The 26,117-nt window shown below is 60.6% G+C and carries 24 protein-coding genes; 12 read left to right on the forward strand and 12 right to left on the reverse strand.

What is annotated here, in order from left to right:
• Positions 1 to 173 precede the first annotated feature (173 nt).
• Complete coding sequence (locus LPW11_RS07795) at positions 174 to 1,445, forward strand: Hsp70 family protein (protein ID WP_230997561.1); 1,272 nt, start codon at positions 174 to 176, stop codon at positions 1,443 to 1,445.
• A 278-nt stretch (positions 1,446 to 1,723) separates the two neighbouring features.
• Here LPW11_RS07795 and LPW11_RS07800 read toward each other — a convergent pair whose 3' ends face one another.
• From LPW11_RS07800 to LPW11_RS07825, 6 genes are all read right to left on the reverse strand, one after another.
• Positions 1,724 to 2,629 carry a thiamine pyrophosphate-dependent enzyme gene (locus tag LPW11_RS07800; RefSeq protein WP_230997562.1) on the reverse strand — a complete coding sequence of 302 codons (906 nt, stop codon included), beginning with the start codon at positions 2,627 to 2,629 and terminating at the stop codon, positions 1,724 to 1,726.
• Positions 2,630 to 2,634: 5 nt separating this feature from the next.
• Entirely contained in the window at positions 2,635 to 3,882 is a 1,248-nt protein-coding gene (locus LPW11_RS07805) for a pyruvate ferredoxin oxidoreductase (protein WP_230997563.1), read from the reverse strand.
• A gap of 68 nt (positions 3,883 to 3,950) precedes the next feature.
• Entirely contained in the window at positions 3,951 to 4,235 is a 285-nt protein-coding gene (locus tag LPW11_RS07810) for a 4Fe-4S binding protein (RefSeq protein ID WP_230997564.1), read from the reverse strand.
• Positions 4,232 to 4,798, reverse strand: coding sequence for a 2-oxoacid:acceptor oxidoreductase family protein (locus LPW11_RS07815; RefSeq protein ID WP_230997565.1), 567 nt, complete (start codon positions 4,796 to 4,798; stop codon positions 4,232 to 4,234). The genes LPW11_RS07810 and LPW11_RS07815 overlap by 4 nt, the downstream gene beginning before the upstream one ends.
• A 74-nt stretch (positions 4,799 to 4,872) precedes the next feature.
• Positions 4,873 to 6,597 (reverse strand): AMP-binding protein, encoded by a 1,725-nt coding sequence (locus LPW11_RS07820; RefSeq protein ID WP_331001606.1) that lies wholly within the window; start codon positions 6,595 to 6,597, stop codon positions 4,873 to 4,875.
• Positions 6,598 to 6,606: 9 nt separating this feature from the next.
• On the reverse strand, positions 6,607 to 7,185 hold the full coding sequence (locus LPW11_RS07825) for a helix-turn-helix domain-containing protein (protein ID WP_230997566.1): 579 nt from the start codon (positions 7,183 to 7,185) through the stop codon (positions 6,607 to 6,609).
• A gap of 382 nt (positions 7,186 to 7,567) precedes the next feature.
• Between LPW11_RS07825 and LPW11_RS07830 the strand changes: the two genes are divergently transcribed.
• The 3 genes from LPW11_RS07830 (at position 7,568) to LPW11_RS07840 (ending at position 11,214) form a co-directional block, all read left to right on the forward strand.
• The gene (locus LPW11_RS07830; RefSeq protein ID WP_230997567.1) at positions 7,568 to 8,119 is read left to right on the forward strand and encodes a hypoxanthine-guanine phosphoribosyltransferase; all 552 of its coding nucleotides are present in this window, start codon (positions 7,568 to 7,570) and stop codon (positions 8,117 to 8,119) included.
• Positions 8,116 to 9,429, forward strand: a complete 1,314-nt coding sequence (locus LPW11_RS07835) for an NCS2 family permease (RefSeq protein WP_230997568.1) — start codon at positions 8,116 to 8,118, stop codon at positions 9,427 to 9,429. The genes LPW11_RS07830 and LPW11_RS07835 overlap by 4 nt, the downstream gene beginning before the upstream one ends.
• A gap of 456 nt (positions 9,430 to 9,885) precedes the next feature.
• Complete coding sequence (locus LPW11_RS07840) at positions 9,886 to 11,214, forward strand: OprD family outer membrane porin (protein ID WP_230997569.1); 1,329 nt, start codon at positions 9,886 to 9,888, stop codon at positions 11,212 to 11,214.
• A gap of 238 nt (positions 11,215 to 11,452) precedes the next feature.
• On the opposite strand, the gene LPW11_RS07845 is transcribed toward LPW11_RS07840, so the two are convergent.
• Together LPW11_RS07845 and LPW11_RS07850 are read right to left on the reverse strand one after the other, a co-directional pair.
• Positions 11,453 to 11,704 (reverse strand): DUF3553 domain-containing protein, encoded by a 252-nt coding sequence (locus LPW11_RS07845; RefSeq protein ID WP_230997570.1) that lies wholly within the window; start codon positions 11,702 to 11,704, stop codon positions 11,453 to 11,455.
• Between the two features lie 280 nt (positions 11,705 to 11,984).
• Positions 11,985 to 12,185, reverse strand: a complete 201-nt coding sequence (locus LPW11_RS07850) for a cold-shock protein (RefSeq protein ID WP_230997571.1) — start codon at positions 12,183 to 12,185, stop codon at positions 11,985 to 11,987.
• 332 nt (positions 12,186 to 12,517) lie between these two features.
• On the opposite strand from LPW11_RS07850, the gene LPW11_RS07855 reads away from it, so the two are divergent.
• From LPW11_RS07855 to LPW11_RS07870, 4 genes are all read left to right on the forward strand, one after another.
• On the forward strand, positions 12,518 to 12,724 hold the full coding sequence (locus tag LPW11_RS07855) for a hypothetical protein (protein WP_230998354.1): 207 nt from the start codon (positions 12,518 to 12,520) through the stop codon (positions 12,722 to 12,724).
• 360 nt (positions 12,725 to 13,084) lie between these two features.
• A complete protein-coding gene (locus LPW11_RS07860; protein ID WP_230997572.1) occupies positions 13,085 to 14,032 on the forward strand; it encodes a GGDEF domain-containing response regulator in 948 nt (315 codons plus the stop codon).
• Between the two features lie 138 nt (positions 14,033 to 14,170).
• Entirely contained in the window at positions 14,171 to 15,253 is a 1,083-nt protein-coding gene (locus LPW11_RS07865; RefSeq protein WP_230997573.1) for a hypothetical protein, read from the forward strand.
• Between the two features lie 22 nt (positions 15,254 to 15,275).
• Complete coding sequence (locus LPW11_RS07870) at positions 15,276 to 16,541, forward strand: uracil-xanthine permease family protein (RefSeq protein WP_230997574.1); 1,266 nt, start codon at positions 15,276 to 15,278, stop codon at positions 16,539 to 16,541.
• 255 nt (positions 16,542 to 16,796) lie between these two features.
• On the opposite strand, the gene LPW11_RS07875 is transcribed toward LPW11_RS07870, so the two are convergent.
• Entirely contained in the window at positions 16,797 to 17,153 is a 357-nt protein-coding gene (locus LPW11_RS07875; RefSeq protein WP_230997575.1) for a hypothetical protein, read from the reverse strand.
• Between the two features lie 523 nt (positions 17,154 to 17,676).
• Between LPW11_RS07875 and LPW11_RS07880 the strand changes: the two genes are divergently transcribed.
• On the forward strand, positions 17,677 to 17,853 hold the full coding sequence (locus LPW11_RS07880; RefSeq protein WP_230997576.1) for a hypothetical protein: 177 nt from the start codon (positions 17,677 to 17,679) through the stop codon (positions 17,851 to 17,853).
• A gap of 289 nt (positions 17,854 to 18,142) precedes the next feature.
• A complete protein-coding gene (locus tag LPW11_RS07885) occupies positions 18,143 to 18,769 on the forward strand; it encodes a Fic/DOC family protein (protein ID WP_230997577.1) in 627 nt (208 codons plus the stop codon).
• Positions 18,770 to 19,019: 250 nt separating this feature from the next.
• Here LPW11_RS07885 and LPW11_RS07890 read toward each other — a convergent pair whose 3' ends face one another.
• From LPW11_RS07890 to LPW11_RS07900, 3 genes are all read right to left on the reverse strand, one after another.
• Positions 19,020 to 19,790 carry a TIGR01458 family HAD-type hydrolase gene (locus tag LPW11_RS07890; RefSeq protein ID WP_230997578.1) on the reverse strand — a complete coding sequence of 257 codons (771 nt, stop codon included), beginning with the start codon at positions 19,788 to 19,790 and terminating at the stop codon, positions 19,020 to 19,022.
• A 158-nt stretch (positions 19,791 to 19,948) separates the two neighbouring features.
• Positions 19,949 to 20,635 carry a DUF554 domain-containing protein gene (locus LPW11_RS07895; RefSeq protein ID WP_230997579.1) on the reverse strand — a complete coding sequence of 229 codons (687 nt, stop codon included), beginning with the start codon at positions 20,633 to 20,635 and terminating at the stop codon, positions 19,949 to 19,951.
• Positions 20,636 to 20,993: 358 nt separating this feature from the next.
• The gene (locus LPW11_RS07900) at positions 20,994 to 22,358 is read right to left on the reverse strand and encodes a TRAFs-binding domain-containing protein (protein ID WP_230997580.1); all 1,365 of its coding nucleotides are present in this window, start codon (positions 22,356 to 22,358) and stop codon (positions 20,994 to 20,996) included.
• Between the two features lie 409 nt (positions 22,359 to 22,767).
• Here LPW11_RS07900 and LPW11_RS07905 point away from each other — a divergent pair, with 409 nt between their 5' ends.
• Both LPW11_RS07905 and LPW11_RS07910 read left to right on the forward strand, forming a co-directional pair.
• Positions 22,768 to 24,714, forward strand: coding sequence for a tetratricopeptide repeat-containing protein (locus LPW11_RS07905; RefSeq protein ID WP_230997581.1), 1,947 nt, complete (start codon positions 22,768 to 22,770; stop codon positions 24,712 to 24,714).
• A 54-nt stretch (positions 24,715 to 24,768) separates the two neighbouring features.
• Positions 24,769 to 25,911 (forward strand): patatin-like phospholipase family protein, encoded by a 1,143-nt coding sequence (locus tag LPW11_RS07910; protein ID WP_230997582.1) that lies wholly within the window; start codon positions 24,769 to 24,771, stop codon positions 25,909 to 25,911.
• Positions 25,912 to 26,117: the final 206 nt, after the last annotated feature.

The raw sequence follows: 26,117 nt of genomic DNA on the forward strand, positions 1-26,117 counted from the left end.
CCTTTCTGCTAAACAGGACGTATCTTCGCTGGATCATGTTGCTACTTCGCTGCGCCGCCCTCCGATTCTGCTTCCTGATATTTACTGCCGGCTGTCCGAATTCATAGCGCCACATTCCATCATTACAGGCGGGCCTGCGTCCGCCCTTTGCCATTTCTATCCCAGGAGTTTTCATGTCCATTGTTTTCGGAGTCGATTTCGGCACCACCAACTCGGCTCTTTCGGTGTACCGCAACGGCAAGGTCGACATCGTCGACGTCGACGCTCTCAGCCCCAGCGGCTCCCTGATGCGCTCGGTCCTCTACTTTGACGAGGACCACCAGATCTTCACCGGCCAGGAGGCAATCAACCAGTACGTGAGCGACGGTGCAGCCGGCCGGTTCATGCAGTCCATAAAGAATTTTCTGCCGAACCGCAGCTTCGAAGGGACCGAAGTGTTCGGCAGGAAGTACGGCATCGACGACCTGGTCGCCATCATCCTCAAAAAGATCAAGGCCAGGGGGGAGGCGCACGTCGGCACCGCCGTGGACAGCGTCGTGCTCGGGCGTCCGGTGCTCTTCTCCGAAGACGCGGAGAAGGACGCCCTGGCGCAGGTGAGGCTCGAGAAGGCGGCGCGCAAGGCGGGATTCAAGGAGATCTTCTTCCAGTTCGAGCCGGTGGCTGCGGCGCTCTCCTACGAGGAGTCTCTCCCCGCAGGTGCGGAGAAGGTGGTCTTCATCGGCGACTTCGGCGGGGGAACATCGGACTTCACGGTGATCCGGGTGAAGGGGGGTGCCTTCGCCCGCGCGGACCGGCGCAGCGATGTGCTGTCGCTCGGTGGGGTGTACACGGCGGGGGACAAGTTCGATTCGCAGATCATGTGGGAAAAGATCGCCAGATACTTCGGCCGCGGCGTCAAATACAAGGGGATGGGAAAGGACGAGCTGTTCGACATCCCGCACAGCATAATCTACACGCTATGCCAGTGGCACAGGATCCCACTGCTGCGGGCGAGAAAGATCAGGGAGCAGATCAGGCTCATCAAGAATGCGGCCACGGACAGGAAGGCGATCGAAAACCTGGAGCATCTGATAGGCGACAATTACGGCTTTTTCCTCTTTCAGTGCATCGAAAAGGCAAAGTGCGAGCTGTCGCAGCACGATCTCGCCACCGTGAGCTTCACCGAGCGTGACCTGACCATACGGGAGGATGTTTCCAGGGAGGAGTTTGAAACGATAAATCGGGAGAATGTGAGGAAGATCGCCGCCTGCATCGATGAGGTCGTCGCAAAGTCCGGCGTGACACACGAGGGGATCGACACCGTCTTTCTCACCGGCGGGACCTCAAGGATCCCCTTTATCCGCAGTCTTTTCGAGGAGCGTTTCGGCGCGGCGAAGCTCGAGCAGAGGAACGCCTTCACCAGCGTGGTTCATGGGCTGGGTGCCAGCGTGCCGCTGTTTGTGTGACGGTCAATCTCTGCCACAACAGGAGCTTACAGCCCCCTCCCTTTCAAGGGGAGGGTCAGGGTGGGGATGGGGTAGAAGGTGTCAGGTTCAGTAGAGTTGGTGAGTGCCGACCCATCCCCCTCCTGTCCTCCCCCTTGAAAGGGGAGGGACCAACTGCCGGTGGCTGAGGTGGATTTACATCTCGCGGGTAGTTCCCGCGACGCCTTGTTTCTGGCCCCTCGTTCCCAAGCTCCGGCTTGGGAATGTACTTGCTCGCGAGGCTTCGCCTCGGCCGCGCCTTACTCCGCCTGATGACGCGAGACGTACTCTTTCCAGCGCCGGTCCACCCACGTCTGCACATCCGCCACGCTCTGCGGGGGAAGGCTCTTGAAGCGCGCCTGTGTGGCGAAGAACTCGGCGACCGGTACCAGCGGCTTTCCTCCCGCAGCCAGCATTGCGCTCCGGTCGGTGAGGCGGAAGATGCCGCCGTCAATTTCATAGAGGGCAACGAGCCCTGTCTCCACCGCCAGCTTTCCGAGCTTTACCGTGTCCTTCGGGTCAAACCCCCAGCCGTTGGGACAGGGGACGTTCATGTGCAGGTAGCGCAACCCTTTGATGCCGCGCGCCTTCACCATCTTGTCGTAGACGTCGGTGGGGTAGACGGCGGAGGTTGACGCGATGTAGGGGATGCCGTGAGCTTCCATGATGCGCGGCAGGTCCTTCGGGTTCTCCTTCTTGCCGCGGCTCGTCGTGGTGGTCCGTGCTCCGTGCGGCGTGAGGCCGGATCGCTGCGTCCCCGTGTTCATGTACGCTTCGTTGTCGTAGCACATATAGATGAAGTCGTCGTTGCGCTCGGCAGCGCCGGAGAGCGCCTGGATGCCGATGTCGCCGGTGCCGCCGTCCCCCGCCATCGCCAGAACGGTCATCTCGTCGGCCCGTCCCTGGGCGCGCAGTCCTGCCACGACTCCAGCCGCTGCTGCAGCGGTGCTCGGGAAGGAGACGTTGATCCACGGTATGCGCATGGAAGAGACCGGGTACATCCCCCCCAGCACGGTGAGGCAACTTGCAGGATTCACCAGCACCATTTTTCCATCCAGCGCCTTCGTAATGGAGCGCAGTCCAATCCCTATGGCGCACCCGGCGCAGGCGCGGTTGCCGGGGAGCATGTATTCGGTGGTAGGTAGGTCGAGGATCTTCGTGGACATACTCATTACTCCCTGACGCCGCACATCGTCTTTCCGTCGGCGGCGACATCCTGCAGGTTGACCCACACCGTCCGACGCTGGCTCATCCCCGCTTCGGCGTCGCTGATGGCGGCTCTGGCCTCTTCGGCGAGCTGGGCGGCGGTCACATCGCGCCCCCCGAGGCCGGTGATGGTGCCAAAGACGGTCGGCATCTTTTCCCGTCCTGAGAGGGCGGCGCGCAGGTCGGTGCAGATCGGCCCTCCATAGCCGTAGCTGAGCGCCTTGTCGAACACGATCGCCAGCGTGCGACCCACCAGCTTCCCGCACAGGTGCTCAACGGGAAAGGGACGATAGGCGCGGATCCCGAGCACGCCGGCCCGGATCCCCTCGCCCCGCAGCTCGTCCGCCGCCAGGGTGAGCTCCATACCCAGCGACCCTGCCGCCACCAGCACCACCTCGGCATCCTCCAGCCGATGCTCCCAGGTGAGCCCCCCCCAACTCCGTCTGAAAACGTCGGCAAACTCTGCATCGACCGCGGGAATGACATCCAGCGCCTCGGCCAGCGCCTGCTGGTGGGCGTGGCGTATTTCCATGTAGCCGCCGTGCAGTACACCGCTGGCGTCGCGGCGCGGATCCGCCAGCGTCACCGGTCCGATGTTGCGCGGGTCGTTCAGGTCGACGATCTGCAGCCCCGCCGGACGGGGGGGGAGGAAGGCATCCGCCTCCTCCGCGCTCGGAACGTGCACAGGCATGACGGTATGCGACAGAAGGAAGCCGTCGTAGCACACCATCACCGGGAGGCTGAGCTCCTCGGCTATGCGGAAAGCCTGCAGGAAGGTGTCGAGGATCTCCTGGTTGTCGCGGCAGTAGAGCTGGATCCACCCGGAGTCGCGCACCGACATGGAGTCCTGCTGGTCGTTCAGCACGTTCCACGGCGCCGCCAGCGACCTGTTCACGCACCCCATCACCACGGGAAGGCGTGCCCCGGCCGTCCACCAGACCTGCTCGGTCATATAGGCGAGGCCGTTGGAGCTGGTGGCGGTGAAGGTGCGCGCGCCGACCGTGGAGGCGGCGAGGCAGACGGTGAGGGCGGAATGCTCCGACTCCACCGTCACGAACTCGGCAGCGAGCTCCCCCGACTCGACCCACCTGGAGAGCGTCTCCACAACGGAAGACTGCGGGGTTATGGGGTACGCTGCCACCACCTGTACGCGGGCAAGCTTTGCAGCGGTGGCGGCGGCTTCATTGCCGGTGATTACGACGGTACTGGACATGGACTTCTCTCCTGAAACTCCTGGTGCTTCTCCCGTGCGCGGCTTTCCGTGGGGGCAGCCGCCGCCTTTCAGCGATGGCGGGACTCCGGCTCCATCGCTATGGCGCCCGCCGGGCAGACCTGGGAACAGATGCCGCACCCCTTGCAGTAGTCGAGGTCGATCGAGGGGGGCGCCCCCTGGGCGATGCAGGCGTCGGGGCAGTACACCCAGCAGATCTGGCAGGCGATCTTTCCCTGCTTCACCGCGAGACACCCTTTCTCCCCGATGACCGGCCGGCTGCTGCGCCAGTCTCCGGTGTGCCCCCCCTCGCCTATGCTCGGCGTCGACTGCGCTATTTCGCAATGCCTGCTCATGGGAGCTCCCCTCCTTCCGTGCGGTCGTACGCTATCTGCGCAGCCTCGATGTTTTTCGCCGCGGCCGCGCCGGAGAAGGCGTCGGAGATGGCCTCCCGGATGCTTTCCATGCTGATGAGCCCAGTCGCCTTTGCGATCGACCCGAGGATGGCGGTATTGACCATCGGCTCCCCGCCGACGATGAGTCCCACCGCCTCGGCGGCGCCGGTCACGTCGGCGGCAACCACCCGCACACCTTCAGGCAGTCCCAGTTCCCCCTTCGATCGGGCGGTGTTGACGATGACCACGCCGTTTGGCCGCAGACCGGCGGTGGCGTTGGCGACGCGAAGGAGCGACTCGTCCAAAACTACCACGACGCTCGGCTCCACCACCTGCGAGTACATGCGGATCGGTGCGTTGTCGAAGCGGGTCGACGCAGTGATCGGAGCTCCGCGCCGTTCCGCCCCGAAGGTAGGTGCGGCGGTGACTCCGGCAAACCCGCTGCGGTAGGCCGCGGCGGCAAGTATCTTCGAGCTGGTGACGGCACCCTGCCCGCCACGCCCGTGCCAGCGTATCTCGTGCATATCAAGCCTCTGTGCTGTTAATGAGCACCTTCCACTGCCGGCGCTGCGCCATTTCGTATACAACATCCATGAGATCAGGTCAATGGGATAGTGCCAACTGCCGCACTCTCTCCCTCTGCGGCCTCGCTGGCAAAAACCTTCACATCGGCGACCCCGAGAGAGTCCGCCGCCATCTGGCGCAACTTGTACTTCTGGATCTTGTTGGAGGCGGTCATGGGGAATTCCTCCACGAACCAGACGTGCTTCGGGCACTTGTAGCGCGCGATGCGGCTCTGGGCGAATTCCCGCACATCCTCCTCGGTGATGTCGCTGCCGGCGGCGCGCATCACAAAGGCGCCGACCACCTCGCCGTATTTCTGATCCGGCACGCCGACGATCTGCACGTCCTTCACCCCGGGCATGGTGTAGAGGAACTCCTCGATCTCCCGTGGGTAGATGTTTTCGCCGCCGCGGATGATCATGTCCTTCAGGCGCCCGGTGACCCGGTAGTAGCCGTCCTCGTCCACCGTCCCCAAATCGCCGGAGTGGAGCCAGCCGTCGCGGTCGATGGCGGCGGCGGTCTGCTCCGGCATCTTGTAGTACCCCTTCATCACGTTGTAGCCGCGGCACAGAAACTCGCCGGGCACTCCCGGCGGGCAGTCCTCTCCCGTTTCCGGATCGACCACCCGCACCTCGATCTCCGGCATTGCGGTGCCGATCGTCTCGCAGCGCCGCTCCACCGTGTCGTCGGTGGAGGTCTGGATGAAGACGGGGCTTGCCTCGGTGAGACCGTAGGCGATGGTGATCTCGGAGGCGTGCATCCTGCTCATTACCTGCTTCATCGTCTCGATCGGGCAGGGGGAACCGGCCATGATACCGGTGCGCAGCGAACTCGTGTCGAAGAGGGAGAACATGGGGTGGGTGAGCTCCGCGATGAACATGGTCGGCACGCCGTAGATCGCGGTGCACTTCTCCTTCTGGACAGCGGCGAGCGCCAGAAGCGGGTCGAAGCTCTCCAGCATGACGAGTGTGCTGCCGTGGGTCAGCACCGCCATCACGCCGAGCACGCACCCGAAGCAGTGGAAAAGGGGGACCGGCAGGCAGAGGCGGTCCATCTTGGTGAATTTCTGGCGCTCCCCGATGTAGTAGCCGTTGTTCAGGATGTTGCGGCTGGAGAGCATGACCCCTTTTGGGAATCCGGTCGTCCCGGAGGTGTACTGCATGTTGATGACGTCGTCCGCCGAGAGCCCCTCGCGGGCGGCTGCATAGTCGGCGTCGCTGTAGTGCTCGCCGAGGAGGAGCAACTCCGGAACCGTGTAGAAGCCGCGGTGCTTCTCCGCACCCATGTAGATCAGCTTTTTCAGGAAGGGGAAGCGCTCCGAATCGAGGTGCCCCCTCTGCTGCGTGGCGGCCTCGGGCACGAGCCCCCGCACGATGCTCACGTAGTCCACGTCGCGGAAGCTGTCTATGATGCACAGCGCCTTCATGTCCGACTGGGTGAGGACGTAGGCGAGCTCGTGGCTCTTGTACACCGGGTTCACGGTCACAAAGACGACACCGATCTTTGCGGTCGCGAACATGAAGGTGAGCCAGTCCGGCACGTTGCGGGCCCACATCCCCAGGTGGTCCCCCTTCTTGAGACCGAGGGCGAGGAGCCCCTTCGCCAGGGCATCGACGCGCCTGTTGAATTCCCCCCAGGTCCAGCGCAGGTCACGGTCGGGGTAGACGATGAATTCATGCTCCGGCTGGGAGGCCACGACGGTGTCGAAATACTGGCCGATGGTGAGGTCGGTAAAGGGTCCGCTGATCTTTTCTTTCACCGCACCCTCCTAAAACGGCGCGAATACGACCGCGAGTATGCGGGCGGGGTCGCCGCCGCGGCTGCGCACCTGGTGCGGCACGATGGAGTCGTAGTAGATGCTGTCCCCCACCTCCAGCAGGTACAGTTCCTTGCCGTAGGCGATCTCCACCGCACCATCGAGGACGTAGATGAACTCTTCCCCCTCGTGGCTCGACAGCGGCGTCTCCCCCTCCGAGGCGGGCTTCACGGTGATGATGAACGGCTCCATGTGGCGCGAGGTCTTGTTCATCGCCAGGGAGAAGAAGTCGAGCGCCCCGGCGTTGCTGGCGATTTCCAGGGACTTTACCCGTGACACCCCGTTACTCTCGCCGGAGCGGGTGACGACCGGGCCGAGGCGGGTGTCGTCGTCCAAGAGCGTGCCGAGTCGCACACCGAGCGCGCGGGTGATCTTTATGAGGGGGGTGAGCGAGGGCGCTAGCTCCCCTCCTTCCAGTGCGGCGATGACCGTCTCGCTGCAGTCGCACCGTTCGGCCAGCTGTTCACGGGTGACGCCGAGTGCTTCTCGTATGGTGGTGAGTTTCCCTCCGATGCGGCTGACATCTGTCATAGCTGATCTTCCCTCCAGTCTCCAGTGAACGCTGCCTGTGGCCGGTCTGAAGTACAAGTCGCCACGGCGCAGAATGTATAGCAGTACTCCGTTGGCGTCAACGCAAAATGTGGACAGCTGTTAACGTAGTAAGACATATGAACTTACTCTACTGAGCCTTAACTTTTTCGATCCTGTGCGACAGCGCCGGGTGCAAATTTGTGACTGACGCAAAAACTGCAGTCGCCCGAATCGACGACGCCCTGCTATTTCACATGCAAATACAAATGTTTGCGCACACCGAACAGAGTTGGCGATAGATAGAGTTAATGAAACCATAATGTATTGAATTTGCGTCGTTTCTTTGTTACCCTCCGACAATTATTTTCCTGAAGGAGCGGTGATGGTACTGAAAGACATGAACGACATCCGGCAGGAGGCTGACTGCCTCCGGTCGGCGGCAGAAGTGGAAGAAGCACTGACACGCATGGCACAGGAGATCACCGAGGCCATGGATGGAACCGTCCCGGTCGGGTTTTGCATCATGAACGGCGGCCTGTTCATGACCGGCAGGCTGGTGGACAAGCTCCCCTTTGCGCTGGAGCTCGACTACATGCACGCCACCCGGTACGGCGCGGAAACGACCGGCGGCGCCCTCAACTGGAAGGTCCGCCCGGAACGCTCCCTGAAAGGGCGCACCGTCCTTCTCATGGACGACATCCTCGATGAAGGTGTGACGCTCGCGGAAATCATCAAGTACTGCGAGGACGAGGGAGCGGAGAAGGTGTACACCGCCGTCCTCGTGGAGAAGATGCACGACCGCAAGGCTCCCGGGGTCAAGGCCGACTTCGTGGGACTTCAGGTGGAGGACCGCTTCCTTTTCGGCTGCGGCATGGACATCGCAGGATACTGGCGCAACCTCCCGGCCCTCTACGCCATGAAGGAGCAGAAATGACCTCTCGCATCGCCTCTTATTTCCAATTCCAGCGCTACGGAACGAACTTCCGGAGGGAGATCATTGCCGGTCTCACCACCTTCCTCACCATGGCGTACATCATCATCGTCAACCCGGCCATCCTCGAAAACGCCGGCATCCCGCGCGGACCCTCCACCACTGCGACGATCATCGCTGCCGTCTTCGGCACCGTCCTCATGGCCTTTTTCGCCAACCGCCCCTTTGCCATCGCGCCATACATGAGCGAAAACGCCTTCATCGCCTTTGTGGTTGTGAAGGTCATGGGATACTCCTGGCAGACCGCTCTTGCCGCCGTCTTCTTTGCCGGTGTCGTCTTCACGCTCCTTACCCTGTTCAAGGTGCGCAGCTGGCTCGCGGAGGCTATCCCCCTTTCGCTCAAATGCGCCTTTGCCACCGGGATCGGCCTCTTTCTCACCTTTATCGGCCTGAACGAGACCGGCATCGTCACCCTCGGCGTTGCCGGCGCACCGGTGAAGCTCGGTGACCTCTCCCACCCCTCGGTGCTCCTTGCGATCTTCGGCCTTCTCTTCACTGCGGTGCTGATGTCGCGCAAGGTCCTTGGCTCCATCATGATCGGCATCGTGGTCACCACCGTCCTCTCCATCGTGCTGAAGGTGACCCCCCTTCCGACCGGGTACGTCAGCATGCCGCCGGACCTCACGCCGATCCTCTTCAAGCTCGACTTCCACGGGGCGCTGCAGCCTGCGTTCTTCCCGATCATCCTGACGATCTTCATCATGGCTTTCCTCGACACCGTCGGGACCCTCATCGGCCTCTCCATGCGCGCCGACCTCCTGGACAAGAACGGAAACCTCCCGGAGATAGAGAAACCGATGCTGGCTGACGCGCTTGCCACCGTGGTGGCGCCGCTTCTGGGGACCACCACCACCGGCGCCTACATCGAGTCGGCGGCGGGGATAGAGGAAGGTGGCCGCACCGGCTTCGCCTCCCTGGTCACTGCGGTCCTTTTCCTCCTCGCCCTCTTCCTCGCGCCGCTCTTCACCATCGTGCCGCCGCACGCTTACGGGATCGCGCTCATCATCATCGGCTCCTTCATGATCAGCCCGCTGGCAAAGATCGACTTCGACGACTTCACCGAGCTCGTCCCGGCTTTTCTCACGGTCGTGCTCATGATCTTCACCTACAACATCGGCGTCGGCATGACGGCAGGCTTCATCGCCTACCCCCTCATGAAGGCAGCTACCGGCCGCCTCGGCGAGATGAAAAACGGCATGTGGGTGCTCGCACTCCTTTCCCTTTCCTACTTCGTCTTCGGCGCCAAAGGGTAACCAAGATGTAGCAGCAAGAAGGGGTTGACGCAGAGATGTGTTCAACCCCTTCTTGCTCCCCCCCTGCCGTCAGAAAGTTTCGGCACATTAAACTCCCACCAATCTCCCCCCTCGCACCACTCCACACAAGCCAAAGAAATACCAGAAAAACCGGGCACTCCCACTGTTTTTATTGATTTTGATCCAACTAAACTGTATAAGACACTGTCTCTATTCCGATTGCGCTGGCCCCTTTCTCTATTCACAAGCGTTTATCCGGTAAAGCCCCTGTAACAATTGAATTAGCTACACTTCATTCTGGAGTAGCCGATTCGCCTTGTCCGAAAAGTACCAGGATCTGAGGCAGACGCTATTTCTGCATATTCACACCTCTTTTGCCGATATTGCAGCCACGATGGTAGATGTTTTGAAGTAAGACATTAGCAACATTCATTACAAAGAGAAAATGAGGGTTACATGAAGGATCTGTTCTTCCACTGCGCAAAAGTCATCAGGAGCCGGAGTATCACGGTAGGAAAAGCGTCCGCCGCGGTCGCCATTGCTGCATCACTGTCTCTGCCGGCCCTGGCTCTCGCCCAGGATGGCGCTACCCCCCCCGCAGAACCGACTTCCGTCCTGGAAATGTTCACCAAAGGGAAGATCTTCGGCAACGCGAAGACCATCTACTTCTCGTCGCGCAACAACTACTTCTCCGGCTTTGACCAGGACACCGTGAGCATCGGCGGCAACGTCTTCTACAAGACCGCCAGGTATCACGGCTTCTCCCTTGGGCTGAGCGGCTTTTGGCAGCAGGGGATCGCGCACAACAACAATCTCGCCAAGGTGGACAGCTACCTGCACCCCAATCTGCTGGGGCTCGGCGAAGCATACGGGCAGTGGGAGAACGAAAGGTTCCGGATCACCGTCGGAAACCAGCAGCTCGAGGTTCCGTTCGCCAACAGCAACGACTGGCGCATGGTGCCCCCCCTCTACCAGGGGGTGACAGCCCGGTACGGCGACAGCAACAACTCCATCACCGCCTTCGGCATCAACCGCTTCAAGTCGTACATCGACAACTCCTTTACGAGGCAGACGACCTACAACCAGAAGATCGACCCGTTCGGCACCATCGGGACCGAGGCCACGGACGGATTCTGGGGGGTGGGGGGAGCCCGCACCGCCGACCTCGATTCCGTCGTGCTGAAGGGGCAGGCGTGGTTCGTCGATTATCTCGACTACGCGCGTATGACCTATCTCGAGGGGCAGGTCTCCGCGAAGGAAGGGATTGTGAAGCCGTTTGCCGCGTTCCAGTTCATGCACGAGGACGGTGACGGCAAGGAACTCCTGGGGAAGGTGCAGAGCGAGGTGTACGGCCTGCAGCTCGGCGTGAAGCGCAATTCCATCACCGCATCGGTTGGCTATGACTACATCACGCCGCATTCCGACTCTTACCTGAACGGCTCGCTGGTCACCCCGTACGCGCACAATGTGTCGTCCGGCCCCTTCTTCGCGCAGCCGTACCTCTCCAGCACGCAGGACCTGGGTGCGGGAAGCGCCTACGCTATCGACATCAGCGGCGCGGCGCGCGAGAACCTCTTCGTCGGAGGGCGCTACTCCTTCATGGATCTGAAGCCGTCCGCGTCGGCCAAGAGCTGGAACCAGTCCGAGTACCTGGTCTATGCGATTTACGACTTCGGCGGGAAACTGAAAGGATTCAGCATCAGCGACTTCATGGCTCTCCAGACCTCGCCTGTGTACGACAACCCGTTCTGGCAGAATCGCTTGACGCTGCAGTACAATTTCTAACTTCCGAGTTTCAGGGAGAGGTGGCAGGAATCCCCTCCCCCCTTGCGGGGGAGGGACAGGGTGGGGGGGAAGGTGCCACCATTTCAGCCTATGGCAGCTTCACCCACCCCCTGCCCCCCTCCCGTCAAGGGAGGGGGCACCTCAAGCAGAATCCGACAGCACGAAACAGAAAAGCCGTCCCTTTGGGGGCGGCTTTTTTCGTTTCTGCTTGCAGCAGCGCGTGCGGATGGCCGGATGGTTACACGACGGCCTTCACTTTTTTCGGTCTCTTCGGTGCAGCTACCGCCAGCGGGATGGAAGTATCGGTGGGCGGGTGATAGAGGGAATTGTCTGCAGCTTCCAGCTTGAAGAAGTGGGAAGAAATAATCTTCCTGACGCTGCCGTCGTTGAACTGGATCACGGCTCTGAGATCGTTTACCTCGATGACTTTGCCAACGCCCCACTCTTTCGCGACGGTGTGACTGATTACGCTACCCCGCTTGATGATCATGCGCTCTCTCCCTTTCTGTTGGATTTGATGCAACCCGGCTTCTCGTGCTCAATTGGCAAACGCTGCCGATCCCGGAGAGCCAGAAGCATCAGTCAACGATCAATCGACCTGTACCTAAACATTTCTGCGGAGAGATCAGGGATCCTCTCCAGCGCGCTTCGCTCCAGGAGCGGCGGTTTATCGATCAGAGAGACTGAAGGGTGAGCGCCTTTTCCGGACGCCGGCCACAAAAAAGCCCCGGATCTCTCCGGGGCCTTCTGCGTGAATCAAGGGGTCGCCCTTAGATCCTTTTCACGTTCGCAGCCTGGAGGCCCTTCGGCCCCTTGACCACATCGAACGTTACCTTATCGCCTTCAGCAAGGGACTTGAACCCGTCACCGGTGATGGCGGAAAAGTGGCAAAAAACGTCCTCGCCATTCTCCTGCTCAAGAAATCCAAAACCCTTGCTGTCGTTAAACCATTTTACCGTTCCATTTGCCATGTACTTTCTTTCTCCAATTGGTGCTGCTCTAGGTTTTATGCCGTAACTGCTACGGACTATCTAACCGTAACAGGTTACTGCACATAACGCAAGCCAATTGCTAATCTTTTTCCAGATCCCGGTTCCGGAGGAGTTATTCCTGCCCAAAATGCCTCACAATTTCCCTGCGCAGTGATAGAGTTTGTCCGGGGATAACTTCAATGGAAGCGCATGGTTAAATCAGAAATGTTCTGAGCAGAATCCATTTTTTATAGTCCCCCTTGCTTTTATTCATAACACGGTGCATCCTCTGTAAACCGTTTCGTCGGTGAGCATTTTCTGGCGGCAGCCGGATGGAGGAGATACAAACTGCGCAACGACCGAAAATAAGGGAGGCTGCAGATATGGCAAAGGTGAATTACAAATTCCAGAAGCGTCAAAAAGAGCTGGAGCGCCAGAAGAAAAAAGAGGAAAAACAGTTGCGCAAACAGGAGACGAGTGACCTTTCCGGCGCAGATGCTGCCGAAATGGAGGTGAGCGCCGAGGAACCAGTCCCCTAGCGGTCCCGACAGCAACACCGGCTTATGGGGAGAGCTGCACAAGTGCTAACCTGTAATAGTTGAGAAGGCCGCAATCGCGCGGCCTTTCGCATTTCATAGGCCAGCTCCCCGATTCCTATCTAAAGCTCTTCGGGCTCCGCTCCAAGGCGATGCACTGACGCATCTGCAGGTCACAAGGGATCATCAGAGGGCCAGGCACTTTAGCCTGGCCTTTTCTTTTGCCCGCTAACGCCCTCAATTTTCTCTTCAACAGAAACCTCCCCTTTGCCGATAAGTCGCACTACCAGAAGAGCCGCCTTCAATGGCTGCGCTATCTGCATCTCGAAGTTCACATCCAGTTGAACTTCGATGGAGGGACGTTTGGACGGCCAGGCAAAACATTCAGTTCTCGTTGCGGACGACAACATACTGATCCGCAATATCGTGGTCGACATGTTGAAGACGATGGGTTTCGAGGTGTGCGAAGCGGAGGATGGGGCGCAGGCCCTCGAGGCGTACCAGTCAAAACGGTTTCACATCGTCGTCACAGACTGGGTGATGCCCAGGATGACGGGACTGGAGCTCTGCCAGGCGATCCGCGCCGACAGCAGCGCCCGGCCTCATCTCGGCTACACCTACATCATCATGCTTACCTCCCAGGACAGCAAGAACGACACGATCACCGCTCTCGACGCCGGGGCCGACGAATACCTCACAAAGCCGGTCCACAAGCCCGAACTGCAGGCGAGGATCAGGACCGCCATGCGCATCATCGAGCTCGAGGCGATCAGGGAGGCGCACCTCCAGCAGGTCTACGCAGCGTCCCTCGTGGATGTGCTCACCGGTGTCCACAACCGCAAGTTCATGGAGGAGCGGCTCCCCCTGGAGATCAAGCGGACGAACAGGTACCAGCGCCCGCTCTCCGTCATGCTGATCGGCTTCAACGGGATCGACAAGTTCCGCAAAGACAACGGTATCTTCGCCACAGAAAAGCTGCTCCAGGCGACAGCCGCCCTTTTGAAGGAGTCTGTCCGCCAGGAGGTTGACTGGGTGGCGCGCTGGAACGAGTACCACTTTCTGGTGCTCCTCCCGGAAACCGAGGTGAACGACGCCTGCACCGTCGCGAAGCGGCTGAAAGTCCGCATGAACCAGATAGCGATCGAGGTGAAAGACACCACCGTGAAGGCATCCCCCCTCTACGGGATCGTCGGCTTTGTGGGAGACAAGACGAAGAAGGACATACCGCTCGAGCGGCTGCTGGAGTTCGCCCAGCAGGCGCTGGAAAAGGCGGACCCCGCCACCCAGATCGGCGGCATAAAGCTCGGGTGAAAGCGGCAACACCATGAGTTCACGATAATGCTGACGTCTTTGTGCGGTTGTTATACCCTAGAGAAGTGATGCTGCGCAGGGTGGATCCGTGCTGCATCGGCCACGGCATGGGGCTGTGGAGCGATTGGGGAAATAACCGTGAGCAAGACGGTTTTCGTACTCGGCGCAGGCTTTTCCGCTCCCGCGGGAATGCCGCTGCAATCGGAGATCATGTTCGATGTGCTGAGATCCTACTCCCAGCCGGTGCAGGAGACGACGCGCCGCATCTACGCCATCCTTTTCAACATCGTCGATCCGGAAGCGATGCGGACGGTGCCCCTCGAAGACGTCTTCACCATGCTCGACCGCGCCAACCACTACGGCGAGGTCATCCCCGGCTTTGGCCACCGGGAAATCCGCGACTCCCTGGTGGCGCTGGTCCAGGCGATCACCGACGACTTCCAGAAAAAACTTCTGAAGTGCGACCTCAGCCGTTACCGCCCTTTTTTCGAGGCGCTGGTGCGGTGCAGAAAGGGGGACGGGAGCGTAAGGGCACAGCAGGACGACCCATTTTCCCTCGTCTCCTTCAACTGGGATACGATACCGGACCACCTGATCATGCAGGCGAGCGACGAGGAGAGCGGCATCGACTACACCTGTTATGACTACGACATCGAAGAGGACACCAACCACACCCCGTCGATCCTGCGCAAGGCGAAGGGGCTTTTCAACATCAAGCTCCTGAAGCCCCACGGTTCCCTCAACTGGGCCAAGTGCCCGAGCTGCAACCGCATCTTCTCCAAGAACTGCACCGACTGCATCCCCATCCTCTTCCCCCAGGAGTACAAGTGCCGGTTCTGCACAAAGGTCGATCTCGAGAACGTGATGATCACTCCGACCTTCGTGAAGGACATCGGGCAGACCCACCTGAAGCTCGTCTGGCACAACATCCAGCGCGACCTCCAGGAGGCGAAGCGCATCGTCTTTCTCGGCTACTCACTCCCCCTCGCTGACTTCGAGTTCCGCTATACCCTTTTAAAGGCGGTGATTAGCAATAGCAAAGTCGCGCTCAGGGTGGTACTCTTCCCCCCCGACTCCGAAATTCAGAACGAAAGGCAGCGCGTGGAGCGGGAGCAGACCGAAGAGCGCTTCCGCAACTTCTTCGGCCAGCGCGACGTGGAGATCAAGTACCTGAACGTCATCGACTTCATGTCCGACGACTACCTGGTCTGGTGCTGGTGATGCTGCCTTACAGGATGTGCCGATGAATCTCCGCTACGGGCTGGAGGACCGCCTCTCCGCCGGCAAATCGACCATATATGCAGTTCAGTGGATCGCGGTATCGCTCCCCTTCGTCATTATCGCGGGAACGCTTGCCGCAGGGCACCACTTTTCCGACCCGGGGCTGCGCACCCTTTACCTGCAGAAGGCCACCTTCGTCACTGCCCTCATGCTCCTCGCCCAGGCGTTCATCGGGCACCGCCTGACACTGATCTCGGGATCGGCGACCGCGCTACTCCTCGGCATCGTCGGCAGCGGCGCGAACCCCGACGCGACCTACACCGCCATGGGGCTCTGCGGAGTCCTCCTGGCCCTGGTATCCGCCGCCGGTCTCTTCGGGTGGATCCGCACGGTCTTCACCGCACGCGTCACCGCCACCGTCCTTCTCCTGATCGCCTTCACCATGACGCCGATCATCGTCCGGCTTATTACGGCCGGCGCAACGGACGGTGCTCCTGACCGGCTCCTCTTCGCCGCCTTTTTCACCGCCACCCTTTTTGTCGCCCACCGCTTTCTTTCAGCCGCCGGTCGCTCCCTTCTGATCGTCGCCGGCATGGCGGCCGGAAGCTTCCTCTACTACGGGATCTTCGGCGGAAGCCCAAGCCTCGGGAGCTACGCCCCCGTTGCCTCATTTTTCAGCGGGTTCACCTCCCCCGTCTTCGACGCGGGCACTGTCCTTTCCTTTCTCTTCTGCTTTCTCGCCCTCGCCCTCAATGAAATAGGATCGATTCAGGCGGTTGCACCGTTCCTGCAACCGGACGGCATGGAGCGGCGCGTGCAGAGAGGTATGACGGTAGCGGGAATGGTGAACGCCGTCGCGGGCTTTCTTGGGGTCATCGGACCGATCGACTTCTCCGTCAGCCCGGGAGTGATCGCCGCCACCGGATGCGGCTCGCGCTACCCGCTGATCCCGGCGGCGCTGATCCTCGTCGCGGCATCATTCTCGCCGCTCCTCCTGGGGCTCGCCGGGGCGATCCCGCCGACCGTCATCGCCAGCATCCTGATCTACACCCTCGCAGGACAGGCCGCCGCGGGATTCGGCCTCGCCTTTGTGGGCGGCAGGTTCACCTTTGAGGACGGGCTGGTCGTCGCGCTTCCCCTGCTGGCGGGAACCGTGGTGGCGCACCTGCCCCCTTCCGTCGTGGCGGCCTTCCCTCCACTTTTTCGCTCCGTCGCCGGGAACGGCTTCGTAGTCGGGGTGGTGGCAGCTCTCCTCCTCGACCAGCTCTTCCGGATCGGCCGGAAATAAGGGATAGCAGACTCGAGGGACAGAGTGGGGATGAGGTAGCCTCCCAATGTGGGCCGGGATAAGCCGCCAGGCGTTCCCGGCAGTCCACGCTGCGTACCAGCGAATGCCGGAAACGCTACGCTTATTCCGGCCTACAAATGGCACCGCCTCACCCTGACGTCTCCTTCTGTACAAGGGACAGTGCGGATACGGTAGCAGAAAGCCCCTTCTTCCGAAGAGGCTTTCTTGTCTTTCGTCCTGCAGGAAGCTTGGCGGCTACTTCACGTGGGGCTTGTTCAGGAGGTCATGCAAGCGGTGGGGGTAGCATTCCGTGCAGAGATACACTGGCCGGTGCGTGTCATTTAGAATCGCGTGCAGATGCCTCTTTACTTCAATGGCCTCCGAATCGTGAAGTTCCGGATGCAGGGTGGAATCGAGGCTGCGAATCTTCGTTAGCTTTACAAAGCTGATCCGGCAGTTGTCAGCCTCCGCCTTCTTTTTCCCGCAAGAACAATCAGGACTCGTGCACTCGCAGCCGGGAGGAGCCGGTTCCTTCCGGGCGACGAACACGGTCTGCCATGAACGAGAGCCCAGCGTAAACTCTGCCATCAGTTGCGTCTCGACACTTTCCATATGATCTCCTTCCTGTTGGTAAACTTCATGTCTCGTAATAGTTTAAGCGGGTTTTCTGAGGATTCCACCGTTTCAGGGGGGTTGGTCGTACTTTGAAGTCTTCGGCCACTTTTACCTCGTCGGGGAAATCTTATCGGATCTTTTTTGGGTTGATACCTCCCTCCGACTCGATACCCTTTACTAACAAGTTGCGGTTTTTCAGCATCTTATTCTGTCTGAAGCCGCCGCTGCGGACACCAGCATGTTTTGAAACCATGGAGGGCATGACGGAGGATATGGAGTTGAGCCATGAAGACAAGAGATGCGTGGGGTGCGGAATGCAGGTAGATCGGGCTGAAAACAGCATTCATTGTCCACAGTGCGACAGGGACTTCTGTGATGCCTGCTACGTTATCGACAACACCCCTGCGGGATGCGAAAACCATCTCCCGGTAATGGCAGACCGAAAAGGGAGAGCGGGAGAAAATGTGCCCCCAAATGAACGAGGGTAACAGCAGGAGGGTCTATAGATGGAGGATTTCCCATGGATAACATGTTGCTACTGCATCAGCAAAAGAAGATCCGGGACCTCGCCGAAAAGGTAATCCAGGCGCAACGCGAAGCCGACGAATGGCGAGAAAGAGCAGAAGCTATCCATCAGGAGTATATGGAACTAAGCGAGCAGATTAGGCGTGGTGAGTTTGTGAAAGCAAAAAAATGAGGGTGATCAAGTAGTGCATGATTCATTTCATTAGGTGAATGTTGAGCAGGCGGGACCTCACGATCAAGGCCCGCTTTAAATATGAGTCACCGCGGTGATGGGTTGAAAAGGGAGAAACAGGCGGCTGTTTTTCCCTTTTCTTTTATTCTGAAGACATTTCGCCTCCCCTCGCACCCTTCTCTGGAGGCTTTTTAGTTTGCACTTTTGCAGAGTGCGCGACAAACTATCGGCTGAGACAGTTCTTTTCCAGCACAACCGTTCTTGATCCGTCACAGACGAAGGCACCGCCATGCACGATCGTTATGACACATCTACGCTGCCGGAAGACCAGTACGAAGAAGGATCAAACTTCAAGGTGCTGCGCAACCTCCTCGGCATAAAGCACCCGGACGACATGGGAATTGCGGAGACGGCCGCGCTCTGGCGCGTGCAGGAACAACTGATCGGCGAGGTGGTGGTGGGACATTCCTTCACGGAGAGGGACATACAAACCATTCACCGGCAGTGGCTCGGAGGTATCTATCCGTGGGCTGGAGTGTACCGGCAGGTCAACATGAGCAAGGGAAACTTCCAGTTCGCCATGGCACACGCCATTCCGGCCCTCATGGCGGAATTTGAGCGGACGCAGTTGCGAGTGTACACCCCCTGTGTGTTCAACGATGCTGACGCAGTGACCGATGCGCTGGCCGAAGTGCATGTGGAACTGATGCTGATTCACCCCTTCCGTGAAGGGAACGGCCGACTGGGGCGCCTGCTCGCCACCCTGATGGCGTTGCAGGCGGGACTGCCGCTGCTCGATTTCGGCGAACTCGACAGCCTTCGGGAGGAGTACTTTGCGGCGGTGCGGGAGGGGCTGGACAGGAATTACGTCCCGATGAAACAGCTCTTCGAGATAGTCATCGACTCTTCTTTGTAGGGGCAGGCTTGTCAGGGGGGGGCGCAGCGTCCTTCTTCTTTTCGGCGACAAAATGCCCGGTATCGGCATCGCGTTTCACGCGAATCCCCTCGATGGCGGAGGAGGACTCGACATTTCGTGCCAGCGCTTTGCTGCGCTTTGACGCGTCCTTCAGGTGCGGGTTGCTTTCTAGGAGTGACTTTTTCATAGGCGAACTATACTACAGCGTATTTCCCTCACAAAGCTACAAATGCGCCTCGACTCACGATTTTTACCCGCCTCGCTTCACCCTCCCAACGATCTCCTCAACTGCCGAGGCGATGTTCCTGGCAAGAATGAAGTCCCCGCCTATCCGTCGTTCATCCCCTTCGCGGTATTTTCCGGTTTGAACCAGCGCCCCCTGCACCCCCGCGGCAAGAGCGGCAGCGATGTCAGTCTCCGCGTCGTCCCCTACCATGATGCAGTCTGAAGGCTCCACACCCACTTCCGCAGCGGCTTCCAGGAAGAAATCAGGAGAGGGTTTTCCAAGGACAACTGCGGTCGTCTCCGCTGCATACTCCAGTGCGGCGACGAAAGGGCCGACGTCAAGCTCCAGCCCCCCGCCCCCTTCAAAGTAGCGGGTGCGGCCGGCGGCCAGGAGCCTGGCACCGCCTTTGAGGAGCCGGAAGGCGGTATTCATGTTGCGAAAGCTGAACCCCTCCTCGGCGTCTCCTACGACGACGGCATCGGGGTTGTCACAGCAGAGTCCATCGTACTCCGGAAGGAGGTGTTGGTGAACCAGAAGGTACGGGCGCAGCCGGTGCTCCTCGAGGTAGCGGCGCACCGCAAGCGGGGCGGTGAAAATTTCTTCGGCCGCGATGTCGAAGCCGATCCGGCGCAGGTCTTCATGCAGAGCCGCTCTCGTCCTGCGGGAAGTATTGGTCACAAAGCGCAGAGGCAGGCCGGACGCCGCCAGGGCGCGCACCGCGGAAATGGCACCGGGAAGCGGCGCGTCCCCCACATGAATGGTGCCGGCAAGATCGAGCAGAATGCCCTTGATCATCCCCTCTCCCCCTCTTTAAGACCCCTATCTACTAAGTGTAAGCCATTCAAGGGTGGGAAGGGAGAGATCGTTTTAGGCAGGGGGAGTTAACACTTTGAGTAGAGGGCGGCTGGCGCCGCTTCGAATGTTTAACTAGAGGATTGGCCGGAGGGACGTGATTAGGCCATCCCAAGTACCCACATGAGCCCCACAGCAACGAAAACGGCCGGAAGCATGTTGCCGACCGGCAGGCGTTTGTACCCCATGAGATCGAGTCCGATGGCCGCGATCAAAAGCCCCCCTACCGCATTCATTTCCACCACCACCGGATCGGTTAGGAGCACCTTTGCGGAATCGGCGGCGAGCGTTATCCCTCCCTGATAGAGAGCAACGGGAACCGCCGAAAAGAGAACGCCGACTCCCAGAGTGGAGGTGAGCGCGATGGAGGCGATGCCGTCCAGAGCTGCCTTTGCATAGAGTATCGTCGGCTCTGCGCCGAACCCGTCCTGCAACGAGCCCATGATCGCCATGGCGCCGACACAAAAGAGGAGGCTTGCGGCAACGAACCCTTCCGCGATGTTTCCCGCCCCGGAAAAGCGCCCCTGCAGCCAAAGCCCGAACGACTCGAGGCGCGCCTCGATCTGCAGGATCTCCCCCAGGATGCCGCCGACGATCAGGCTGCCGATCACGATCATTGTCTGCTGGCTTTTCAGCGCCATCTGCAGGCCGATAAGGAGCACCGCCAGTCCGAGCCCGACCATGACGGTCTGCCTCATCCTGTTAGGGACGAAGCGCCCGGCATACCTGCCGATGACGGCTCCCGCGCAGATTGCAGCGGCGTTTACGATCGTTCCTGTCAAAATCATATTTAGCTCCTGCATTTATCTCCGGGCGGGAGCCCCCGCTTCGCCTCCCGGGCGTGCAAACAGGGCACTTTAAGCCAACTCTTCCCCAGGGACAAGTCAGAAATGCTTCTCGCTGCCGCGCTGGTGGCGCCTCGCTGGAGCACAGGCTTCCCAGCCTGTAGCCGCGGTGCCGGCCGCGCGGTCTGTGGCGGCTGCGCCGCCATGGCAGGCAAGATGCCTACGCTCCAGCGCGTGGACACCCGCATCTCTGTAGCGATCTTCCCCGGGATTCCCGGATCAACCTCGAAGGGAGCAAAAGACAAACGGAAGGAGTGAAACGGGCGGGGCACTGGGTCAGCCCGCCGGCAGGTACCGCGCGCTAAACCAGCGTCGCCAGCTGATCCCGGTACTTCTCCATCTGTTTTCGGACATCCGTAGCCGGCAGTGCGGCGACAGCGTCCTCTATGTCTCGCAGCGTTGTGCCGAGCTTCCATGCAGAGGCCCCTTCCCGCGCCACGTCGCGCACCAGACGGCTCACCTCCTTTACATCGCCACTACGGAAGGCAGCGCCAAGGAGGGTCGGGCGAGCCCACTCGTCCTCTTCCCCCTTGTCCATCTTCACCTCGGTCGCGAGCACCGTCAGCCGGTCGAAAAACGCAGCCTCCTCCTCGTCACCGGGGCCACTCCGCGCCCGCAAGAGTCCCGGGAGGTTGCAAACGCAGTAGTACTCATTGAGGTCGAGGCACATTCCTTTCCGATAGTTTTCTATCGCCTCATCAAGATACCCCTGCTCCTTCAGGCTCGCGGTGGCATCGCCTGCGCCGGTCCTCTGGTCCCGCATCTGCCGCCACAGATTCTTGTAGCGCCCCCCCAGCAGCCCACGCCGCTCAGGGGTGTCCCCGCGCAACCTGATCAGTTCCTCCAGCCCTGCGATAGCGGCGGCGTCGTTCCCGGTCTTTGCTTCAGCCAGGAGCGTTTGCTCCTTCGTGTACCCGTCCTTTTGCACCGAATCCGGCAGCTGCTTCACGAAATCGAGCATCGCCTGCCACGAAACGCAGTCCCTCACGAGGGTGAGGAGTTCGAAAGCGACCTCCGGGATACAGAATGCGGCTCCGGTGTATTTGGCGACAAGAGCCTCGACCGCTCCCTTTCGCCCCTCTGCGGTCGGCATCAGGCGCGCTTCCCGCACGCTCGCCTGAAAGGCGCTGATAGTTTCCAGCTGCTCCCGGAAACAGCTCGCCTCGCTCTTCTCCTTGATGAGCTCGTAATACGGCGTCCTCGAGCTCCGCACCTTCGGGAGCTTCTCCTTCAGCACCTCTCTGACAGCCTGTGCTGCCTCGTCAGGAACCGCACCGTCTTTCAACGGATAGCGCACCGTGCGCATCTGGTCGACGTCGAAAAGCTGCGACGACCACTCCGCGGCGACGAGAACGCAGTCTGTTTCCTTCGCGACGTGGCGGATGCCGATTTCGTAGTAGACGTTGCCGTTTGGGAGGGACATGTCGGCGAGGACGAGGTCCGCAAACGCCAGGCGCTCCAGCATGTCCTTCACGATGACAGTCCCCGCTTCGATGTCGGCACGGACCGGGAGGTAACCGAGCTCCTCCAGCACCGGACGGAAAGCCCGGTCCCACAGGGCGTCACAATCGAGCTCCTTCGGGGCGCCTTCCGGAGCACCGGGAACCGGGCGTTTTCTAAAGGGCATAACCATGAAGGCGATGGGGCGTAGTTCAGATGCGCTCATACTTACCTCCTTTGACAACAGTGATCTCCGAGGGAATCCCTTGCAGATTAATGCATAACTATGAGCAAGTCAAAATCTCTCATTTACATCTCCTCTCCCCTTGCGGAGGTTCTTCCAAAGATGCGGGGGCCCCCGCGCTGGAACGTAGGCATCTTGCCTGCGATGGCGGTGCAGCCGCCACAGAGCGCGGCTGGCGCCGCGGCTACAGGCTGGGAAGCCTGTGCTCCAGCGCGGCGCCACTAGCGTCCCCTCCCGTAAGGACGGGGGATGACTCTGCTTTATACACATACGGGGTCATTGCCCGGCCTGGAGTTGCGGCGGCGATCCCTTTTCTCCGGCCAAGGGCACGGCAGCACTGGCAAAAGTGGAAATGTAGGATAAAAGTTAACGAGCTATTGCTGGAGGTCCCATGAATCCACATGTCTTTGTCGCCATGCCTTTCGGCAAGAAGGAAGAGATCGACTTCGACGCCGTTTACCACGACTTGATCGAGCCGGCACTGAAGGAGCGCGGATTCGAGGTGTTCCGCGCAGATCAGGAACTGCGCGCCGGCGAGATTCGGGCGGACATGTTCCAGGAGCTTCTCCTTGCCGACCTGGTGGTCGCCGACGTTTCCATCGACAACCCCAATGTGTGGTACGAGCTCGGCGTGAGGCATGCGCTCAGGTCCCGCGGCGTCATCCTCATCCAGTCAAAGCGCGAGTACCAGCCTTTCGACATCTACACCGACAGGAAACTCACCTATCACATAAAGGACGGCGCCCCCGATCCCGCCGCTCTGCAAAAGGACCGCGACGACCTGGCGCGCCACGCGGTGGAGACCTTCAACAGCTGGCACGGCCGCAAGATTAGCCCTGTATACCAGCTCCTCCCCTACCTCGAGGAGCCGGAATGGAAGAAGCTGTATGTAAAGGAGTCGGGGGAGTTCTGGGAGCAACATGAGGCGTGGGGGAGCCGGATCGAGACCGCCCGCCGCAACCGTAGGCCCGCCGACATCATGGTTCTCGCAGAGGAGGCGCCAAACCACGCCCTGATGAGGGAGGCGCGGCTGGCGGCAGGGAAGGCGCTTATCAACCTCGGCCACTTCGAGCTCGGCATCGAGCAGCTCGACAAGGGGATCGCCGCGTCACCGGAAGATGCGGAGATGCTGCGCAGCAAGGCGCTTGCCCTTGGCCGGCTGAAGAAGCACAGCGAGGCGAAGGAAATCCTGCGCTCTCTCCTGCGGGAGGACCCGTCAGACGCGGAGACACTCGCGCATCTCGGGCGGGTCGGTAAGGAGGCGTGGGTGAGCGGGTGGCGGCGGGAGGGGATCGCGCCGGCGCAGATGCTCGTGGAGGCGGCGCTGGAGGACGGCCTCCTGCGGGAGGCGATATGCACCTACTCCGCGGCGTTTCTACACGACCCCTGCCATTACTACTCCGGGATCAACGCCATCACCCTGTCCCATCTCCTCGCCCATGTAAGCGGAACGGAGAAGCCCCCGGAGCAGTGCGCTCTCATGGAGGGGGGGGTGCGCTGGGCCATCCGCAGCGCGCTGTCGCGGGAGACGGTGCAGGAGAAGGATTACTGGGCGAGGGCGAGCCTGGGCGACCTCGAGCTTCTGGCAAGCGACACCTCCGTCGTGGAGAGGGCGTACCGCGATGCGGTCGCAGTCGCCGACGGCAACTGGTTTGACATCGACTGCTCGAGGCAGCAGCTCCTTCTTCTGAAGGACCTCAATTTCCGCGCCGTGCAGGTGGAGGCGGCGCTGCGCATCTTCGAGCGCGAGATGGAGAAGCTCGTCGAGCCGTGGCGCCCGCAGAAGGTTTTCCTCTTTTCCGGCCACATGATCGATGCGCCGGGGCGGGCGGAGCCGCGCTTTCCCCCCGAAAAGGAGGAGGTGGCCAGGGGGGCGATCGCCGCAGAACTCGATCGCCTGGGCGCGATGGCGAGCGATCTCGCCATCTGCGGCGGTGCGTGCGGCGGTGACATCCTCTTTGCCGAAGAGGCGCTGAAGCGCGGGCTGAGAGTGAACGTGCGCATCCCTTTTCCAAAGGGGGAGTTCCTGGAGCGATCCGTCGCATTTGCAGGGGAGCAGTGGGTGGATCGCTTTCAGGCGCTGAAGGAGCACAAAAAGAGCAAGCTCCTGGTGCTCCCCGAGGAGCTCGGGCCGACTCCCGTCGGGGCGAACCCGTACGAGAGGAACAATCTCTGGCAACTGTACTACGCCCTCTCCTGGGGTCCGGAAAAGGTCCAGCTCATTGCTCTGTGGGACGGCAAGGCCGGAGACGGGCGCGGCGGAACGAAGCACATGTGCGACAGCGTGAGGAAGCGCTCCGGCGACGTGCACGTCATCGAGACGCGGTCGCTGTGGTAGGCCGGGGGGTGGAGTTGCTGAACTACCCCATATCATACGAGAGAGGAGGTAGTTATGGAGGGTGAACTCAACCACGCGAAGCTGACCGAAAGGATCGAGCGGAAAGGGGCGAAAAAGATTCTGGCACTCGATGGCGGAGGGATCAGGGGGATGATGAGTGTCCAGGTTCTCATCGCCATCGAGGATCTACTGCGAAAGGAGCTCCAGAAGGACGAGAGCTTCCGGCTTGCCGACTACTTCGACTTCGTCTCGGGCACCAGCACCGGAGCGATCATCGCCGCCTGCATCTCCCTCGGCATGAAGGCGCGGGACATCGAGGCCTTCTACATCAACAGCGGGAAGGAGATGTTCGACGAAGCGTTCCTCCTCGACAAGCTCCGTTACAAGTTCGAGGACGAGAAGCTCGCCAGGAAGCTGCGGGAGGTCTTCGACGGTGATGAGGGGGTGACATACCTGGGGAGCGCGAAGCTGAAGACCCTCCTCATGATGGTGATGCGCAACGCCACCACGGACTCCCCCTGGCCGATCTGCAACAATCCGAAGGCGAAGTACAACGACCTGTCGCTCCCGGACTGCAACCTGAAGCTCCCGCTCTGGCAGCTGGTGCGCGCGAGCACCGCCGCGCCGGTCTATTTCCCCCCCGAGGTCCTCACGGTAGGAGAGCACCGCTTCATCTTCGTGGACGGCGGCATCACCCCGTACAACAACCCCGCCTTCCAGACCTTCCTCATGGCCACGACGCAGCCGTACAACCTCAACTGGCAGGCGGGTGTGAAGGATATGCTGGTGGTCTCCATCGGCACCGGGACGAGCCCGGGAGAAAACGAGAAGCTGAAGCCATCGGACATGAACGTCCTGTACAACGCCGGCAGCATCCCCTCCGCCCTCATGTTCGCGGCGTTGAACGAGCAGGACTTCCTCTGTCGTGTCTTCGGTGACTGCGTCTGCGGCGATCCCCTCGATTCTGAAGTCGGCGACATGATGGACATGAGAGGCCCGGGTCCGAAACTCTTTACCTACGCCCGCTACAACGCCGAACTTACCCGCAATGGCCTGGACAAGCTCGGGCTTCCCAACATCAAGCCGAAGGACGTGCAAAAGCTCGACTCCGTCGACCACATCGCCGACCTGCAGCAGGTAGGACAGGCCGTGGCGAAACAAAAGGTGAAGAGGGAGCACTTCGAACGCTTCCTGTAGGCGCAGGGCACCGGGGGGAAGTCGCACTATGGCAGCATCAGAAGCCGCTTCAGCAGGAGGCGGCTTCTGCTTTTTCCGCCATGCGCCGCACTCCTTTGCAAGAAGTTACTTTTTAGTCAGGGTGGGGATGGTATGAGGCATGCAGACAGCGTCCACGTAGGCCGGGATAAGCCGCAGGCGTTCCCGGCAGTCCACCACAGACGCAG

Origin of the sequence: Geomonas sp. RF6, assembly GCF_021044625.1 — a bacterium.
Taxonomy (GTDB): domain Bacteria; phylum Desulfobacterota; class Desulfuromonadia; order Geobacterales; family Geobacteraceae; genus RF6.